Genomic DNA, 19,584 nt, shown 5'->3' with positions numbered 1-19,584 from the left:
AGGAACGAAAAAAGCGAGTAGTGAAAGCAGGAAATAGCTTCTAAAACAAGGCATTCATAATATCTTCTGCTTTAAACCAAAGGATTAAAACAAATGCTAAAACAATGACTAAAAAAAGTCCTTTTGTAGGTTTTGTTTGTTTTTTTCTTCCAAATTTTCTTTTAAACTCCATTTAAAAATATTTTAAACGAAGGTAAAAAAATGAATGGATATTAAAAATTTCTATACTTAATAAATTATTTTTAATACTCTTTATCTTTTACAGAATCATCTGTGAGTGTTTTTATAAAAGCTATAATATCTTGTTGTTCTTTCTGAGTAAGCTCTAAATTATCAAATGGTAATGTTTGGTGTTCTAAGTCAAAACCTAGACCTCCACCTCCACCAAGATTGTAAAAATTAAGCACTTCCTCTAACGTTGAGAATACTCCATTATGCATATAAGGTCCTGTTATTTCTGTATTTCTAATAGTAGGCGTTTTAAACATCCCTTTATGTAAACTTTCTTTATATCTCCAATAAAAACCTAAATCATCATCCAATTTTTTATTCTGTTTTGTTTCTGGCACACCTATTACTTCTTTTTCTGTTTCTGTAAAAAAAGGAGGTACTGTTCCGTTTGTTAATGGCATAAAATGACACGTAGCACACAAGGCTTTCCCCATAAATAAATTATATCCATTCTTCTCACTTTTTGTATATGTATTTTCTTCTCCTCTTATATTTTTGTCAAATTTAGAATTGAATCCATTTAGAGTTGAAACATACGATGATATTGCTCTAATTACCTCTCTATTACTTTTTGGAACCGTATTATAAGCTTCTTTAAATAGTTTTAAATAAGTAGAATCTTTTAAAATATCATCTGAAAAAGTATGAACATTTACATTAAACTCATTTTCATTATTAAAAACCATAGAAATTTGATCCAATAAATTTCTTGACCTTCCATCTAAGAAAAAGCTTTTTTGAAATGCAGAATTAATAAGTGTTGGTGAATTTCTTGTTAATAAATTTCCTTTATTATCTTTATTAAGTGCAACACCATCTGCATATCCTTTTTCTGGTAAATGACAACTAATACAAGCCATCTTTTTATTTGATGAAAGTAATGGTTCTGAAAATAATTTTTCTCCTAGTTTAATTTGTTTTCTTGTTGGGTTTCTATTTGCTGGTGGAGTAAAGTAAGTAAGATTAAATGAATTACTTTCAAAAAAAGTTGGAGCATCAAAATTAAAAGGTTCAGATTTTACAGGTACCCAAAGATTACTTGTTTTTCGAATTTTAACCCAGTTTCTTGTAATAGGATTTAAATAATCTCTTGTAAATGTATACCTATCAAAAGTATTAAAATCTGTATTGCTCTTAATAAATTTAACTGCTTTTGCAATACTCTTTTTAAACTGCTCATCTAAATCTTTGTTTTTACTTTTAATTTTTGATTGAATTGTTTTTTCATAAACAAACTCTAAACTTTCTAAAGAGATGATCGTTTCTAAAATTCCTAAATGACTAACAGGAGTATCAAAACCAGAAATTGCCAAACTTGCAATTCTAAATAATTGCTGATGTGTGGCAATAAAAAAACGATGAGAATTTAAATCTCTTTTTAAAATATTTTTCTTTAATACTGCAAATAAACCTTTGGTTACATAAATTTCTTTATTAAAATCTTCTTCGCTAGTTTCTAATTCATAAATACTTTCTTCAATTTTTTGCAAACCTACTGGCTCTAAAATTTTACCATTATCTTCTTTATAAAAAGGAAGTGCTGGTCCATTAGCTCTATGACCAACTTCAGGATTTAAATAAGAAGCGTATGGTTCTGCTTTTTTAAAGTTTTCTCTTACTTTTTTAAAATAAGTTTTAGTCTTTTCTCCTTTAATTCCTTCTTGTTGTAAACTATCTAAATAAATTATTGCTTCTGTAATATGATTTATATAGTAATTTTTAGCAGCAGACCAATCTATAGTTTCTACATAATTTTCTTCTTTTGTCTTTTTACAAGAAGTAATTAAAATTGATACTACTATTATAAAAAATAACTTTTTATTCATTTTTATTTTGATAAATTAGAGTTGATAAACAAATGAATCTCCATAGTTTATGGAGATTCATTTTATTAAATAATTTGTAAAATTTTATCTAGGTAAACCTTGTAGTAAAACAATTTGTCCACCTTGATTGTGTGGTAAATTTTCAGATTCAAAGTCATCACTTTTCCAATAATGAGGTTGTAATGCTAAAATAAATGTATCTGGCTCACCAATTTTATCAGAAACATCTATTAAAGAACCAAATTCTCCTGAAAAGCTAGTACTTCCTGTTGGTGATAAATTACTCTCTATTTGTAACTCTAAAACAACACTTGCATTATTACCATTTAAATCTGTTTGATAAATTTGTGCTGCATGCCCTCTATCAAATGAATTAGGGTCTTCTTGAATGTAAATATAATTTTCTGTTACACAAATATTATCAGGACTTTGAAGTTCTGCTAAATTTCCGTCTGCGTTATTAGTATCTGTATTACCACTTACTACTTGAGTTAATTTTCCTAATAATGGGTTTGTACTATCCAATTCTAATTTATAAACTGTTCCCCAATCATTATAAGTTCCTCTTCCTGGGCCTCTTCCTGTAACTGCAAAAAAGACATTTCTACCATTTGCATCAGATCCTTTTTGATAATCTACATCTTCTACACGCATAAATTGAGAAGCAAAAACATCTGTACAAGCTGTTTCCATTTCACTTTTTGTCATACTTGCTCCATTTTCAATTTCAACAAATTCTACATCATAACTTGCTCCAAAATCTAAACTTCCTTCGTTATAAATTGTACTAGTTGCAACATCTTGAACACCATTAGCCCCATCAGAAATTTGTTTAAATCTTAAAACATAAATTTTTCCGTTTTCTAAATCTGCATCTCCATTTTCAGAGACATACATAACAACCTGCCCCTCAGAACCACTAGAATCATCATCACCTCCAACAATAACCGTTTTTCCCGAATAAGCATCTTTTGGTAATGGAACTGCATTTTCCCAAGAAAATTCACCTAACGCATCTAAACCAAAATCTGCAGTTGGTGTTGGTGTTTCTACCCAAGGATCAATTCCTTTAACATCATATGCAATACTTTCTGAAGCCGACAAGAAAATATCTTTATCTCCTCCATGAATATCTTTTTCCCACATTGTTGCAGAACATTGTCTTGCAAAATCTGCAACACCTGCATTTAACAACCAATCTCCTTTTATAGGATTCATAAATTCATCAAAACGAATTCTAGAAACACCATAATCATCTTCGGCATTTACAACATAAATATATTCATCTCCATCTTTTAAAAAACCTGCTCCATCTTGTGCTCCTACCAAACGAAAACCATTTGATAATAAATCTGTAGAGCTAATTAGAGAATATGCTTTTACATTACTAAAACTAGCATTTATATTTACTAAGGGGTTTAAAGAAGATTTGTTAGAAAATAAACTTGGACTTGGAGTGTAGTCTTGACCGTTTTTACCGTCTTCTCCATCTATCCCATTTACACCATCGATTCCATCTTCGGCACAACTTGTTAATAATGTAAAACTAGCACCTATTAAAGTAAGTGCTAAAAATAATTTTGTAATTGTTTTTTTCATGATTATAATTAATAGTATTGATTATGGTTTCAAAACTATAATTATAAAAGAAAGGGTTTGTTAACTAAGAAAAACCTTTGTGTTAAACTAGCGTTACAAAAAAGTTAACAACTTTAACAAAACATTAAAGCACATAAAACTTACCCAGTTTAATGTTTACTAAAATTAAATTAAGATACAGTTTTTATAGCACGAAGCATTTCTCTTTTTCCTGGAGGTCCAGGTAAACGCTCTACAGTAAAACCTACTTCTATCATTGCTCTTCGAACACTTCCTTTTGCAGAATAGGTTACTAAAATTCCGTTTTCTTTTAATGAATTAAACATCTTTTGAAAGATTTCTACAGTCCATAATTGAGGTTGAACACGTGCGCCAAAGGCATCAAAATATATTAAGTTAAATGCATCTTTATCTTCTATATCTTCAAAAAATTGTTTTCTTTTTGTTAGAGAAAATATGTCAGAAATCTGATTTTTTTCTTCCCAAGAGACTTTGTGAATTTCTTTAAAAATAGCTGCTTCTTTTTCAGCCTTTAAAACAGAAATAAAATTCATTTTTTCTACTTCTTCTTCTGTAACAGGATATGCCTCTACACCAACATAATCAATTTCTCTTTTAGCTTCTAAATACGTTATAAAACAATTTAAACCTGTACCAAAACCAATTTCAAGAATTGAAACTTTATCTGATGTAATTTGTCTTAATCCGCTTTCAATAAAAACGTGATAAGACTCATTAATTGATCCGTTTTTAGAATGATATTGCTCATTTAAATCTGGTAAATTAATAGTTGTAGAACCATCTGAAGTTATTAAAATTTCTCTTTTCATTTCTTATTTTATTAATAACTTTTTAATTCTTGGAATTGGACCTACACATGTAGTTTCATGACACATAATACAACTATTAATGGCTTTATTATGTCTGTATACAAGTGAATCTTTAGGGGTGTTATAAACTTTTTGAAAACTCTTAAGATAAAAATCTGAAAAAGTATTAAAGGTCGGTTTCTTGTCTGAAGAGTTTGTTAATTGCGCTGTATGAATATTTAAAAATTCTTCTGGAAAATCTTTTGGAGACTTACCTTCTAAAACAAGCATTTTGTTTTCTAGATTTTTATCATACATTTTATTCATTAAAGCAGCCATTTCTGACTGCTTTACTTTTTTACTTTCAACAATAATTATTTCTTTAGGCGTTTCTTTTTTACAAGAAAAAACCGACATCAATAAAAATAAAATTGCTATTTTTTTCATTATTTCTTTAGTAAAACTCCATCTGCTTCAAAAGTATATTCTACTTTTGGCTCTGTAATTTTTACAATTTCATCTTTCGATTTTCCTGCATCTTCAGCATAATGTTGCAATTCTTTAACAGAAGTTTCTTTAATAAAAGCTTTACCATTTAAAACAACTTCTCTTCCTTTAGAGTCTAATGGCATAAAGAAACCATAATCTTTAAAACGAACCATTGTTTCTGTATCTTTATTTAATGGAAGTTTCATCCAACATCCTTTTTTAGAACAAACTTCTTTTATACTAGAAGCAAACTTTACATTTAAAGTATCACCTGCTTTCATACCTTTAAACTTAGTTAATAACTCTTCTGAACTAATAGCTTTGTCTAATGAAATTTTTTCTCCAAAAGAATCATAAACAATTTCTTGTTTCGTTTGCTCTACTTCTTTTTCTGCTTTTTTTACTTCTTTACATGAAGTAAAAATAACGATTGTAATCAAGCAAATTTTTATCAAATATTTCATAATTAATATATTTAGTTAGTATTCTACAAAAGTACATATTTTAAAAAGTAAAAGCAATGAATTGTTATTTTAACAGATGAATAATTTATGTACATTTGCTTTTAAAATCAATTAAATAAAATGGAATCTAATATAGAAATTCAACGTATAGAAAAATCGAGGATAGACTCTGTAGATTTTAACAATTTACCTTTTGGTAGCGTATATTCTGACCATATGTTAGAATGCGATTTTGTAAACGGAGAATGGCAAACACCTGTGGTAAAACCTTATACACCAATATCTCTAGATCCTGCTGCTAAGATTTTTCATTACGGACAATCTATTTTTGAAGGAATGAAAGCTTATAAAGATAAAGAAGGAAACACATTACTGTTTAGACCTTTAGACAACTGTAAACGTTTAAATAAATCTGCAGAAAGATTGGTTATTCCTCAGATTCCAGAAGATATTTTTATGGCAGGTCTTCAAAAATTACTAGAAGTAGACAATGCTTGGATACCTACAAATGATGGAAGTTCTTTATATATAAGACCTTTTATGTTTGCTTCTGGATTAGGTTTTCATGCTTCTCCTGCAAATGCTTATAAACTTATTATTTGTACAGCTCCTTCTGGTGCTTACTTTGCTGGTAAAGTAAAAGTCTTAATTGAAGAAAAATATGCACGTGCTGCAAATGGTGGTGTAGGTTTTGCTAAAGCGGGTGGTAATTATGCAGCTCAATTCTACCCAACTCAATTAGCAATAGAAAAAGGCTATAATCAAGTTATTTGGACAGATGATAATTCTCACGAGTACATAGAAGAAGCTGGTGCAATGAATATATTTATTAGAATTAATGACACTCTAATTACGAGTCCTACTTCTGATAGAATTTTAGACGGAATTACTCGTAAAAGTGTAATTCAGATTGCTAAAGACATGAATATTGATGTTGAAGTAAGAAAAATTACTGTCTCAGAAGTAATTTCTGCAGCTCAAAGTGGAAGTTTAAAAGAAATGTTTGGAGCTGGAACAGCTGCAGTTATTTCTCCTATTTCTAGTTTTGGATACCAAGGTACGGATTTTGATTTACCAGAATTAGAAAACTCTTTTGCAGGCACAATTAAAAAAGCAATTACTGATATTCAAACAAACAAAGCCGAAGATCCTTATGGATGGAGAGTGATGCTTTAATAAAATTATAAAAATAACATTATTAAAACCTCAACTTTTTGTTGGGGTTTTTCTTTTTTTATTAATTTAATGGATATAATATTAAAAAAAATGAATTTGAATTGCTTTATATTTGTTAAATTGTGAAACAATATTTACTTTGATTACTGAATATTATCATTTAAAAAATTTATTTTTTACCCCTAATTTAAAAATCAACAAATGTGTATGATTACAAAAAAAGCTGTTGAAGAGAAAAAAAAGGAATTCCAACTATTATTTGAAACAATGAACCTTGGTGTTACTTTCCAAGACAATAAAGGTAATATAACAGATGCTAATCCTGCAGCTTTAAAAATTTTAGGCCTTACTTTAGATCAAAAACAAGGAGAAAATTCTTTCAGAACAAATTGGAAATCTATACATGAAGATGGTTCAGACTATCCTAGAGAGAACCATCCAAGTATGTTGGCTTTAAAAACGGGTAAGCCAATATTGAATAAAGTAATGGGAATTGTAAATTCTAATGAAAAAGATTATAAATGGGTAAAAATCAATGCAATTCCTCAATTTAATGAAAGTGAAGATAAACCCCATAAAGTTTACACTACATTTGATGATATAACCACACTTAAAGAAAAGGAATTAAAATTAAAAGAAACCAAAAATAAATTTATTAGGCTATTAAAAAACAGCTCCAATTCAATATTATTTGCAAGGTTAAGTGATTATAAAATTATAAATTTTAACGACGCTACATCTAAACTAACTGGTTATTCTTTGAAAGAACTAAATGAATCTAAATTAGCAGAAATAGGTATATGGCAGTCTAAAAAAGATTACATTTTTTTTATTAATGTATTAAAAGAAAAAGGGAGAATAAAAGATTTTGAAGCTAATTCTACTAATAAATCTGGAGAATCACGAATATGGCTAATTTCTGGAGAAATAATACTAAAAGATAATGAAGAACTTATATTATTAATTATAGAGGATATAACAGAAATAAGAAAATCTCAAGACGAACTAAAAAAACAAATTGATTTTACAATTGCTGTGACAGAAAATCAACCAGCAGCTATAGTAGCTTGTAATGAAGAAGGTAAATTAATTCTTTTTAACAAAGCAGCTAAAGATTGGCATGGTATTGATGTTATGAAAATTCCTCAAGAAAAATGGGCTGAAAATTATGGTTTATATAATATAGAAGCAGATGTTTTACTTGATACACATGAAATACCACTCATACAAACACTTAACAACAAACAAATTATAAATAAGGAAATAGTTATTAAGGCAAAAAATCAAAAACCAAGATTTGTATCTTGTAATGGTGCTTCATTTTCAGACTCTAAAGGCAACAAATTGGGAGCCTTAGTTGTTATGAATGATATAACTCAGCAAAAATTAATAGAGAGAGATTTAAAAAGAAGAAAACAGAAAATTAAAGAAGTTCTTAAAGAAGTAGAGCAAAGCGAATTTCTTTTGAATGAATCTGGGAGAATAGCTAAAATTGGTGCATGGGAATTAGATTTAGCAACACAAAAAGTGCGTTGGTCTAATCAGGTTTTTAAACTTCACGCACTTCCTATTGGTAAAGTTCCTTCACTTGATGAAGCTATTGGTTATTATGTAGATGGTTCTGCTGAAATACTAAAAAAAGCAATGGAAGAAAGTATTGCAGATAATAAAAAATGGGATTTAGAATTAAGACTTCAAAACGCAAATAAAGAAAAGCTTTGGATAAAAGCTATAGGATATCCAATATCAAATAAAGAAGGAGAAGTAACAGGCTTAAGAGGAGTGATTCAAGACATAACAGAACAAAAATTAATTAGATCAAAAATTGAAAAAAGCCAAGAAATGGAATTTTTGTTAGCTAACAATACTACTGATATAATTTGTTTGCAAGAAGAAGATAGTACTTTTAAATATATAACTCCTTCTATAAAAAGCATATTAGGCTACGAACAATCAGAATTTATAGGGAAAAAAATATTTAGTATTGTTCATAAGAATGATCTTTTTTCTTTAAAAAAAGTATTGAAAGACAAAAATCAAAAAGATAAATTTAAAGAAGGTTATCCTTTTAGAGTTCGCCATAAAAATGGGCATTTCGTTTGGTTAGAGTCTTCATCATCACCAGTATTTAAAAGTAAGGAAAAAAATTATTTTGTTACTTCTGCTAGAGATATTACAGAATCTGTATTATCAAAAAAAAGAATTCAAAAATTAACGAATGAAATTACGAGTATAGAAGAAAAACAGAAGAAGGAAATCGCTTCAAATATACACGACCATTTAAGTCAATCTTTAGTGATTTCAAAAATGAAAATTAATCAGTTGAAAAAAAAATCAAAATTAAATATAATTAATAATGATTTAGAGTTTATTGAATCACACATTTCTGAAGCCTTAGAAAACAGCCGTAAAATTACACAAGAACTTTCTCCTCCTATTTTATATCAACTTGGCATTATTGAAGCTTTAAATTGGTTGCTCGAAAACTTAGAAACTACCCATAAAATTAAGTTTAAATTTAACACAAAAATAACTAGTATAAAACTTAGCGAGTTAAAATCTATTATACTTTATAGAAGTATACAAGAAGTATTAACCAACGCTATTAAATATGCTAAAGCTTCTAAAATAATATTAAATCTTTATAAAAGTAAAGAAGATGTTATAATAGATATTGTTGATGATGGAGTTGGATTTAACACCTCTATTTTAAATAATCTTAAAAATCATTCAGGTTCAGGATTTGGTTTATTCACTGCTCAAGAACGTGTTCGAAATATTCAAGGAGAATTTTCTGTAACATCAGAAATAAATACAGGAACTATAGTTAAGATTTTAATACCTTTATCTGAATGACACAAATAAAAGAAATAAAAATTATATTAGTTGATGATCATAAACTACTCAGAGATGGTTTAAGAAATATTATAGAACAAAAATCAAATATGAGCGTTATTGGAGAAGCATTTAATGGTCGAGAAGCTGTAAAAATATGCTCTAAATTACTGCCAGATGTTGTTATTATTGATGTTGCAATGCCAGATTTAAATGGCTTGGAAGCTACAAAACAAATTTTAAAAGCAAATCCGAAAGTGAAAATAATAGGTCTTTCTATGCATTCTTCTAAGCAATTTATACAAGGCATGTTTAAAGCTGGGGCTTATGCTTACTTATTGAAAGATGGAGATTCTGATGAATTAATTACAGCAATTACTATAGTAATACAAAACAAAAAATACCTTTCTAAAAATATTAATCAAGAGTTTCTATTAATGCTTAAAAGAGGTGAAAATTTAGAAGAAGGGCAGTTAAGCAGTAGAGAAAAAGAAGTTTTACAATTAATTGCTGAGGGTAATTCATCTAAAGAAATTGGTGAAACATTATTCTTAAGCTCTAAAACAATAGATGTGCATAGAAATAACATCATGAAAAAAATAGATATTCATACCATTCCGGAATTAACTAAATATGCTATAAAAAAAGGATTAACTTTTTTAGACACTTAGTGCTCAATGTCTAAAAAATATTGTTAAATAGGCAATTTGCTTATTTAGATAAAAATAAAAAATACTTATTTTTGTGTGAAATGTATTATTAGTCCTATAAAATTTATACTTTGAAAACAAACCTCAATAATTTATTGGTAATAGAAGACAATCCTTATATAGGTCAAAAAATAGTAAATGCAGCTAAAAAAATTAATGGCATAAAAAACATATATTTATCAGAATCTTTAAAAGAAGCATTTTCTTTCTTAAACAAATCTAATTTCGAAATTATTACACTTGATTTAAGTTTACCAGATGGAAATGGCATTGAAGTATTAAAATGGCTTAAAGAAAAAAAAACAGATAAGAAAGTTTTTGTTTTTTCTACAAGTACAGAACTAAAACAAATGTGTTTAAAATATGGTGCTTTGGCCTTTTTTGATAAAGCAAATGATTTTGATGATTTAATTGAAAATATTAAATATGCTTAACTAGCACATATAGATTAAATAAACTAAAAAAGCTTTAATAATAATTTAGAGCTTTTTTTAGTTAATGCTTATATAAAATTTATATACTGTATTTTATTCCAACAAATCCGCTAATTATAAATTCTTTTTTTGAGTTATAAAGTATTTTTAAATCTTTTCTATGAGTTAATTGTTGCGTACAAATAAACCTTAAACAATTATTTAGTTTAAAACTTAACTCTCCGCTAAGACTATAACTATTAAATCCTTCTGCTTTCCTGTAAATTTTTCCAAAATCCACATATGCTCCTGCTCCAATTTTTTTATAAACACTATCTAAAACATACCCTATTCCTAAAGCATATCTCTTATAGTTTTTTCCAGCTAAATCAGCATATTCTACAGAAAGATAAGTTGATATATGGCTCTTTTTAAAATTATGAATAGGAACTTCTAATTTAGACATAAGGTTAACAGTTAAAGGATCGTTTCCTTTATCATCTCCAAGTATTAAAAGTCTCGCATCTTGCTGTAGAGAAATTTCAACTTTTTTTTGTCCATAAAAATTAACGGTAAGTAATAAACTACAAACAAATAATATTTTTTTCATAATAGCATATTTTTATAAAAATTACATAATTAGAATTCTTTTATACTAATTTCATCCTTCAAATATATTAATGGATACTAAGTTATTCAATAAGTATATTTCTTAATTTACATTTTGATAATTACTTAGCTTGAAAAATTAGTTTTATAGTTCAAAATTGTAAACAAGACATTACAAAAGTCACTAAATAAAGAATTTGTATTCAAACAAAACATCCTGTTTTTTTGAATTTGTTCACAAAAAACAGGATGTTTAATTATTAATTTATTTTACTTTCATTTTACCTGTCCAACTTCTACCTCCCAAGGTAGACTCATAAAAAACTTTTCCTCGCTTAATTTTAATAATTTTCATATGTAATTTAGTACCCTTAGCAAAAGGAAAATTTGGTAAATTAGATTCCTGAATAGTCATATAACATTTATCTTTAGCTGTCCATTTTATCTTAGATCTAATAAAATATTTTTTGTTATTAAAATATTCTATATGCTCGTCATTTTTATAAACAACTAAAACATCATCTCCTTTATACCTATAAGTATAATTAGTTTCATTTAATAGAGGTGCAACCACCATATTGCTTTCATTCAACAGAGGTTCCTCCTCATAATTTAAATTATTATAAGTTTTTGTAGTATTCATTGCTACATCTTGAGCTTTAATTGTAAAAGCTATAATGATAAACGTTAAAAATAGAGTGGCTTTTTTCATAATAAAATATTTAATAAGTTAGGTATTAATTTATTCTTTACAAATATATTTCAGAAGTAAAGTCTATTCAATAGGTAATTTTCTTATTTTCTTATTAAGGTTAAAAAACTTAAATCATAATGAGGAAATTTTATAACTTGCAATAAGTTTTTATTATTGTTTACCCTGATAAAACACCAAAATGAAATCTAGACACTACCTCTCTATTTTTATAATTACATTATTACTTTCTTCTATCATGTTTAGTCAAACTAGAAAAAAAATAGAACTTTCAGAAAACTGGACTTTTAAAAAAGGTGAAAGTAAAAACGCAGAAAAAATAAATTTTAATGATAAAAATTGGCAAACAGTAACGGTGCCTCATGATTGGGCAATTTATGGCCCTTTTGATAAAGAAATCGATAAACAAGTTGTTGCAATCACTCAAAACGGAGAAAAAGAAAGGAGCAGTAGTAAATGTTGCTGCAATACGCAGACAATTAAGAATTCTAAAAGACATGGGCGTAAATGCAATTAGAAGTTCGCACAATATGCCTTCTTTTGAGCAGCTTCAACTATGTGATAAAATGGGCTTTCTATTTTTAGCAGAAGCTTTTGATGAATGGGCAAAACCAAAAGTAAAAAATGGTTACAATCGTTTTTTTGATGAATATGCAGAAAAAGATATAGTGAATTTAGTTAGAGCTACAAGAAATCATCCATCAATTATCATGTGGAGTTCTGGAAATGAAGTACCAGATCAATGGGGAGAAGAAGGGGTAAAACGTGCAAAATGGTTGCAAGATATTTTTCATAGAGAAGACCCAACAAGACCTGTTACTGTTGGAATGGATCAAGTAAAAGCAGTTATGGCTTCTGGTTTTGGAGCAATTATGGATATTCCTGGTTTAAATTACAGAGTCCATTTATACGATGAAGCCTTTAAAAGATTTCCTCAAGGTTTTTTATTAGGTTCTGAAACGGCATCAACAGTTAGTTCTAGAGGAATTTACAAATTTCCTGTAGAAAAAGCATCTATGAAAAAATATGATGATTTTCAAAGTTCTTCTTATGATTTAGAATATTGTAGTTGGTCTAACTTACCTGAAGATGATTTTATTTTACAGGATGATAAACCTTGGGTTATTGGAGAGTTTGTATGGACAGGTTTTGATTATTTAGGAGAACCTACTCCTTATGATAAAAGTTGGCCTTCTAGAAGTTCTTATTTTGGAATTAACGATTTAGCGGGCTTGCCAAAAGACAGATATTATTTATACAGAAGTAGATGGAATACCAAAGAAGAAACCTTACACATTTTACCTCATTGGAACTGGAAAGGAAGAGAATGTAAAAAAACACCTGTTTTTGTGTACACAAATTACAATAGTGCAGAGCTTTTTGTAAATGGAAAAAGTATGGGAATCCAGAAGAAAAATAATTCTAGATATCGTTTAATGTGGATGAATGTAAAGTATGAACCAGGAACTTTAAAAGTTGTTGCTTTTGATGAAAAAGGAATTCCTGTTTCCAAAAAAGAAATACATACGGCTGGTAAACCTTCAAAAATAGTGCTAAGTCCAGACAGAAAAATCATAAAAGCAGATGGAAAAGATTTATCTTATGTTACTGTTTCTGTAGTTGACAAAAACGGAATTGAATGTCCAACAGCAACGAATCAACTTCAATTTAAAGTAAAAGGGAATGCAAGCTATAGAGCTGCTTGCAATGGAGATGTAACTTCATTAGAGTTATTTCACTTACCAACAATGAAACTTTTTAGTGGTAAACTAGTAGTAATTATTCAAGCTTCAAAAGAAGAAGGAAACATAGAATTATCTGTTACCGGTAAAGGATTAAAATCAGGTAAACTTAAATTCTAAAAAATAGATTTATTTTCTACCTCACAAATCTGTAGGTTTCTTATATCAAAAAAGTATCTTCTAAAGATTTATCTACAATTTGATTACGTACACTTCTAAATAAATAATTTTTAGAATTATCATAACCTGCAACACCTCTTTCCCATAAAATTGAATAGTTATATTTGGATTGATACTATAGTTTAAACGCAAAGTTGTAGACCAATTTTGATTATCAATCTTACCTAAAATATCTTTTTCTTAATTACCAAAGTTAGCAGTTTCTAAAATAGTTGAATTTATAGTTTCTTTAGCACCTCCTTTGCATTTTCCATTACTAGAGTTACATCCAACACATTAAAAAATAAGCTAGAGTAGACTTATGATTGTAGAATATATACTAAGAACTTTCTTATCTATGGTTAATTAATTTTTGCTGTCCGCTAAATCTGGGTAATATTCTTTAACCAAATTATAATAGATAGCCCCAAAAACTTTGCAATCTCTTCTTTTATTAGCGTCTGACAAGGCACTTTTATTAGGAGGTATAGTTAAATTTACAATGACTTATTTTATTTTCATAACTCACTGTTTATAAACACAATTCACATAAATAACTACAACCAGAGGGAATTCTATAGAAGTAAGGTGATCTAGTGCTGAAAAGAGTTAAAACGCTTACAATAATGGTCAGATTTATGAGATTCAACATGTTGTTTAACTTTCTGCTTAGAAAGCAAATTTATAAACTGGCTGAAAATAGACTATCGTAAAAAATACTTTCTTAACTCACAGTTGGTTATAAATTTAATCAACTATACGAAAAAACCTCTATTATTCAGGCTTTTTTTATCGAACACTAGTGATTTGATAATATTATTTTGAGGAATCTAAGTTTATAATAAAACAAATATAAATTAATACTTTTGCTGCATGAATACCTATAAGTCGTTTTTATATTTTATTGCTATTATTTTATTTACAAGTTGTGCTACTTACAAAGCGCAATTTTCTAATGAAAAACCAACAAAAACAGAAACTTCTTCTAAAATAGAACATACTTTTTATTTAATTGGTGACGCAGGAAACTCAACTTTTAAAGAAAACTCTCCTGCTTTAAAATATCTAGAAAAACATATTAGCAAAGCTTCAAAAAAATCGACATTATTATTTTTAGGAGACAATGTGTATGAAACAGGAATTCCGAAAAAGAAATCTAAAAAATATCCTTTAGCAAAAAGAAGAATTGAAGCCCAAACAGATGTTGCTAAAACTTTTAAAGGAAACTCTATATTTATTCCAGGAAATCATGATTGGTATAATGGTTTAGAGGGATTAAAAAGAGAAGAAAAATTAGTAAAAAAAGCGCTTGGAAAAAGCTCTTTTTTACCAGAAAATGGTTGTCCTTTAGAAAAAGTAGATATTACAAAAGATATTGTTTTAATTATTGTAGACACACATTGGTATTTAACAAATTGGGACAAGCACCCTACTATTAATGACAATTGCGTAATTAAAACTAGAACAAAATTCTTAGACGAATATGAAGGTTTAATTAAAAAATCGCGAGGTAAAACAACAATTATTGCGTTGCATCACCCAATGTTTACAAACGGTTCTCATGGAGGAAAATATTCATTTAAAAGTTATTTAAAACCTTTACCAATTTTAGGGTCTGCAAAAAATTTAATCAGAAAAACATCTGGACTTACAAATACAGATATTCAGAATAAAAAGTACAATCAACTAAAAAAACATTTAGTTACAATTTCTCAAGAAAATGATAAAACCATTTTTGTTTCTGGTCATGATCATAATTTACAGTATTTAGTTAAAGATAATTTACCTCAAATAATAAGTGGTTCTGGTTCTAAAACTACACCAACTAAATTATCTGAGGGAGCAAAATTTACATATGGAGAGCAAGGTTTTGCTAAATTAGTGGTTTATAAAAATGGTTCATCAACCGTTAGTTTTTATGCCGTAAAAGACAATAAAATAGTATATCAAACAGAGGTTTTATCCGCAAATACAAAGAATACTTTTAACACATTTCCTGCAAGTAAAATCAAAGAAAAAAAAGCTTCTATTTACACTAAAAAAGAAATAACTAAAAGTAAATTTTATCGTTTTTTATGGGGAGAACGTTATCGTAAATATTTTGGAACAGAAGTAAATGCTCTAACAGTTAATTTAGACACACTTTTTGGTGGGTTAAAACCTGTTAGAAAAGGAGGAGGACACCAATCAAAATCTTTAAGATTAAAAGACAAAAAAGGACGTGAATATGTAATGCGTGCTTTGCGTAAAAATGCTGTACAGTATTTACAAGCTGTAGCCTTTAAAGATCAATATATAGAAGGGCAATTTGATGACACTGCAACAGAAAATTTATTAAACGACGTCTTTACAGGATCTCACCCTTATGCACCATTTACAATTGGTAAATTGTCTGATGCTATTGGTGTTTATCATACAAATCCTATTTTATATTACATTCCTAAACAAAATAGTTTAGAGCATTTTAATAATGAATTTGGTGATGAGTTGTATATGATTGAAGAACGTGCAGCTTCCGGTCATGGAGATAAAGCTAGTTTTGGTTTTGCTAATAAAATAATTAGCACAGACGATTTATTACATGTTTTAAACAAAAACGAAAATCATATTCTAGATGAAAAAGCATATATAAAAGCACGTTTATTTGATATGTTAATTGGAGATTGGGATAGACATGAAGATCAATGGAGATGGGCAGTATTTAAAGAAGAGAAACAAACTATTTACAGACCAATACCTAGAGATAGAGATCAAGCTTTTTCTATTATGGGAGATGGTTTTTTGTTAAATTTTGTTACAAAAACAATTCCTGCCTTAAAACTAATGCAATCTTACAAAGAAGAACTTAAAAACCCGAAGGCTTTTAACCTAGAACCTTATCCTTTAGATATGGTATTAATTATTAATGCTAAAAAAGAAGATTGGGATGCACAAGTAAAAATTATAACGAGCAATATTACAGAACCTATAATTGATGATGCTTTTAATAATTTTCCGAAAGAAGTTAAAGACAAAACTATAGAAGATATTAAACGTAAACTTTTAGGAAGAGTCCGTAATCTTCAAGAAATATCTAACGAATATTTTAAAGACATCAATAAATTTCAAGTAATTAGAGGAACACAAAAAGATGATTGGTTTGAAATTGAAAGATTAAAAAATGGTGAAACAAAAATTACTGGATATCGTTTAAAAAAAGGCGAAAAAAGCACCATTTTTCATCAGAAAAAATACAATAAGAAATACACTAAAGAAATTTGGATTTACGGTTTAGATGATAAAGATACGTTTGTTGTAAAAGGTAATGGAAATTGCGAAATTATTGTTAGAATTATTGGCGGTCAAAATAACGATAGCTATAACATTATAAATGGCAAAAAAGTAAAAATTTACGACTATAAATCAAAGAAAAATACTTTTATCACTAAGAAAGGAAGTAAAAAACTAACAGATAATTATGATACAAATGTTTATGATTATAAAAAACTTAAAAAAAATCAATACATGCTTACACCAACTCTAGGTTTTAATCCAGATGATGGCGTTAAAATTGGTGTATCTAATACATATATTACTTATGGCTTTGAAAGAAATCCTTTTTCTTCACAACATAATATTTACGGAGCTTTTTATTTTGCAACCAAAGGTTTTGAGTTTGAATATTCTAGTGAATTTGCAAATGTTTTTTCTAAGTGGAATTTAGGAATTCAAGCAAGAATTACAAGTCCAAACTTTGCAATCAATTACTTCGGATTAGGAAACAACTCTTTAAATCCGGCTGCAAATGAAGTAGAAGAAGAAGAATACAATAGAGTAAAAATAAAACAACTAAATGCAGGTTCTTTTATTCATTGGAAAGGAAATTTGGGTGCAAAAGTTAAAATTGGTGCTAATTTTCAAAATTATAAAGTAGAAAATACTCCTGGTAGATATATCAACTCACAACTACATCCAAATGCAGCTGTTTTTAATGCTCAAAAATTCTTTAATACAGAAGCAAGTTATGAGTTTGAAAACAAAGACAATACTGCTTTTACTACTAATGGCATGAAAACAGTATTAAAAATTGGTTATACCAACAACCTAAATAATAGTAATAGTTTTAGTTATATTATACCTTCTATTTCTTTTGACCAAAGGCTAAACTCTAATGGTAAATTAGTATTTGCTACTAAATTAAAAGCTCATTTTACTTTTGGTGATAATTTAGAATTTTATCAGAAAGCGAGTATTGGTGGTAACCAAAATGGTTTAAGAGGCTATAGAAACCAACGATTTACAGGTAAAAACTCTTTTTATCATTCTTCTGACATACGTTTACTCTTAAGAAAAGTTAAAACAAGCTTAGTGCCCTTAAATATTGGTATTTATAGTGGTTTTGATTATGGTAAAGTATGGGGAGAACAAAGTTTAACAATTAACCCAGGCAAAATAAAAACCTGGAACACTTCTTATGGAGGTGGATTATTTATAAATGCTGCAGAAATGTTAAGTGCAAATATTGCCGCTTTTGGTAGTGATGATGGAATTAGAATTGCTGCAGGAATTGGTTTTAAATTTTAAAAAAAATGGATAAAATAGCATTGGTATTTGGAGCGATTTTTGGTTTAACAGCTGTAATTTTTGGTGCTTTTGGAGCTCATTTATTAAAGAAAAAACTAACAACAGAACAATTAAACAGTTTTGAAACAGGTGTAAAATACCAAATGTATCATGCAATTGTTTTACTGGTTTTAGGGTTTTATTTAAACAATAAAATAACAATAGATAATTATATTATTTATGCTTTTATAATAGGTATAATTCTATTTTCTTTTTCTATTTATGGGTTGGTAATTTCTTCAGCAAACAATAAGAAACTAAAGTTTCTAGGCCCAATTACACCTTTAGGTGGTTTATTTTTAATTTTAGGTTGGGGATTGTTAATCTATAAATTTATAGCTTAATCAATTTTTAATTGATATAAATTACCACCAAGTCCGTGTGCTTTTTCATCAGTAATTAAAAGAGTGTTTGTATCTTTAAAACAAATACCTTCTTTTTGAGATTGATTATTAAAAGTGATTCTTTTTACTTTTCCTGATAAAAAATTGTCCTTTTTAAAATCAGAAAAAATTAATATTGATGAAGGTGATAGTAATGCAACCTTACTTCCATCTTTAGAAATATCTGCAGAAGTAATCCAAGAAACCATTTCTTTACCATTATTAAATTCAGAAATATATTCTGCTTTATGGTTTCCTTTTTTAGCAGGAATTTTATACAAAGTAGTTTTACCAAATTTATCTTTAACTCTACTTTTTGTAAAAATATAAAATGAGTTTTTATAGTAGAAAAAGGCTTCAGAATCAAAATATAATTTCTTTTTCTTTGGAGGAAATTTTGTTTGATTTGGGTAATAAAACTTAATTTTTTCTACCTCAATTTTTTTAGAACTAAATAAATCTTTATGCTTTATTTTTAAAATTGCTAAATTTTTACGTTTGCTAAAATTGTTTCCGAAATCTCCTACATAAAGATTCCCTTTATCATCAGAAGTTAAATCTTCCCAATCGTTATTTTTAGACTTTATTGTAATGTCTTTAACTATTTTCCCTTTCTTTGATACCCCGTAAATTTTAGATTTATTTCCTCCATCATTCAACATCCAAATTAAACTAGAACCAGTAACAACTTCATTTCCAGAAACTTCTTCGAGGTTTTTAGACAATGTACCAAGCAATTCTAATTCACCAAAGTTATTACAAGCAACTAGAAGCAATAAACTGAATAAAAACATGATTTTTTTCAAGAAAATTTAATGTTTAAGA

At 27.9% G+C, this 19,584-nt stretch carries 15 protein-coding genes and 1 pseudogene; 7 read left to right on the top strand and 9 right to left on the bottom strand.

The genetic code is table 11. The annotated features are described in order from the left end of the window. Positions 1-40: 40 nt before the first annotated feature. From ABJG40_RS02720 to ABJG40_RS02695, 6 genes are all read right to left on the bottom strand, one after another. Positions 41-172, bottom strand: a complete 132-nt coding sequence (locus ABJG40_RS02720; protein WP_348023048.1) for a hypothetical protein — start codon at positions 170-172, stop codon at positions 41-43. A 70-nt stretch (positions 173-242) separates the two neighbouring features. Continuing rightward, on the bottom strand, positions 243-2,057 hold the full coding sequence (locus ABJG40_RS02715) for a cytochrome c peroxidase (protein WP_348023047.1): 1,815 nt from the start codon (positions 2,055-2,057) through the stop codon (positions 243-245). 84 nt (positions 2,058-2,141) lie between these two features. Beyond that, a complete protein-coding gene (locus ABJG40_RS02710; protein WP_348023046.1) occupies positions 2,142-3,656 on the bottom strand; it encodes a hypothetical protein in 1,515 nt (504 codons plus the stop codon). A 170-nt stretch (positions 3,657-3,826) separates the two neighbouring features. Continuing rightward, positions 3,827-4,486, bottom strand: a complete 660-nt coding sequence (gene mnmD / locus ABJG40_RS02705) for a tRNA (5-methylaminomethyl-2-thiouridine)(34)-methyltransferase MnmD (RefSeq protein ID WP_348023045.1) — start codon at positions 4,484-4,486, stop codon at positions 3,827-3,829. A 3-nt stretch (positions 4,487-4,489) separates the two neighbouring features. Beyond that, positions 4,490-4,912: a hypothetical protein gene (locus ABJG40_RS02700; protein ID WP_348023044.1), complete on the bottom strand. Its 423-nt coding sequence runs from the start codon at positions 4,910-4,912 to the stop codon at positions 4,490-4,492. Then, positions 4,912-5,394, bottom strand: a complete 483-nt coding sequence (locus tag ABJG40_RS02695) for a DUF4920 domain-containing protein (RefSeq protein ID WP_348023043.1) — start codon at positions 5,392-5,394, stop codon at positions 4,912-4,914. Before ABJG40_RS02695 ends, ABJG40_RS02700 begins: the two co-directional genes overlap by 1 nt. 144 nt (positions 5,395-5,538) lie before the next feature. On the opposite strand from ABJG40_RS02695, the gene ABJG40_RS02690 reads away from it, so the two are divergent. The 4 genes from ABJG40_RS02690 (at position 5,539) to ABJG40_RS02675 (ending at position 10,573) form a co-directional block, all read left to right on the top strand. Then, positions 5,539-6,594 (top strand): branched-chain amino acid aminotransferase, encoded by a 1,056-nt coding sequence (locus ABJG40_RS02690; protein ID WP_348023042.1) that lies wholly within the window; start codon positions 5,539-5,541, stop codon positions 6,592-6,594. A gap of 207 nt (positions 6,595-6,801) precedes the next feature. Next, positions 6,802-9,450 (top strand): PAS domain S-box protein, encoded by a 2,649-nt coding sequence (locus ABJG40_RS02685; protein ID WP_348023041.1) that lies wholly within the window; start codon positions 6,802-6,804, stop codon positions 9,448-9,450. After that, positions 9,447-10,100 (top strand): response regulator transcription factor, encoded by a 654-nt coding sequence (locus ABJG40_RS02680; protein ID WP_348023040.1) that lies wholly within the window; start codon positions 9,447-9,449, stop codon positions 10,098-10,100. The genes ABJG40_RS02685 and ABJG40_RS02680 overlap by 4 nt, the downstream gene beginning before the upstream one ends. Positions 10,101-10,210: 110 nt before the next feature. Next, positions 10,211-10,573: a response regulator gene (locus ABJG40_RS02675; RefSeq protein WP_348023039.1), complete on the top strand. Its 363-nt coding sequence runs from the start codon at positions 10,211-10,213 to the stop codon at positions 10,571-10,573. A gap of 79 nt (positions 10,574-10,652) precedes the next feature. Here the strand turns inward: ABJG40_RS02675 and ABJG40_RS02670 are convergent, their stop codons facing one another. Further along, entirely contained in the window at positions 10,653-11,162 is a 510-nt protein-coding gene (locus ABJG40_RS02670) for a hypothetical protein (protein ID WP_348023038.1), read from the bottom strand. Between the two features lie 264 nt (positions 11,163-11,426). After that, positions 11,427-11,873 carry a hypothetical protein gene (locus tag ABJG40_RS02665; protein WP_348023037.1) on the bottom strand — a complete coding sequence of 149 codons (447 nt, stop codon included), beginning with the start codon at positions 11,871-11,873 and terminating at the stop codon, positions 11,427-11,429. A 181-nt stretch (positions 11,874-12,054) separates the two neighbouring features. On the opposite strand from ABJG40_RS02665, the pseudogene ABJG40_RS02660 reads away from it, so the two are divergent. The 3 genes and pseudogenes from ABJG40_RS02660 to ABJG40_RS02650 all read left to right on the top strand — a co-directional run bounded on the left by ABJG40_RS02660 (position 12,055) and on the right by ABJG40_RS02650 (position 18,720). After that, positions 12,055-13,735, top strand: a pseudogene (locus ABJG40_RS02660) (DUF4982 domain-containing protein). 912 nt (positions 13,736-14,647) lie between these two features. Continuing rightward, positions 14,648-18,337 carry a metallophosphoesterase gene (locus ABJG40_RS02655; RefSeq protein ID WP_348023036.1) on the top strand — a complete coding sequence of 1,230 codons (3,690 nt, stop codon included), beginning with the start codon at positions 14,648-14,650 and terminating at the stop codon, positions 18,335-18,337. Between the two features lie 5 nt (positions 18,338-18,342). Further along, complete coding sequence (locus tag ABJG40_RS02650) at positions 18,343-18,720, top strand: DUF423 domain-containing protein (protein WP_348023035.1); 378 nt, start codon at positions 18,343-18,345, stop codon at positions 18,718-18,720. On the opposite strand, the gene ABJG40_RS02645 is transcribed toward ABJG40_RS02650, so the two are convergent. Next, positions 18,717-19,553: a hypothetical protein gene (locus ABJG40_RS02645; protein ID WP_348023034.1), complete on the bottom strand. Its 837-nt coding sequence runs from the start codon at positions 19,551-19,553 to the stop codon at positions 18,717-18,719. The genes ABJG40_RS02650 and ABJG40_RS02645 overlap by 4 nt on opposite strands. Positions 19,554-19,584 lie beyond the last annotated feature (31 nt).

Origin of the sequence: Polaribacter sp. (assembly GCF_039939415.1) — a bacterium.
Taxonomy (GTDB): domain Bacteria; phylum Bacteroidota; class Bacteroidia; order Flavobacteriales; family Flavobacteriaceae; genus Polaribacter.
The sequence above is the reverse complement of the archived record's forward strand: the minus strand, read 5'-3'. Positions and strand labels throughout refer to the sequence as shown.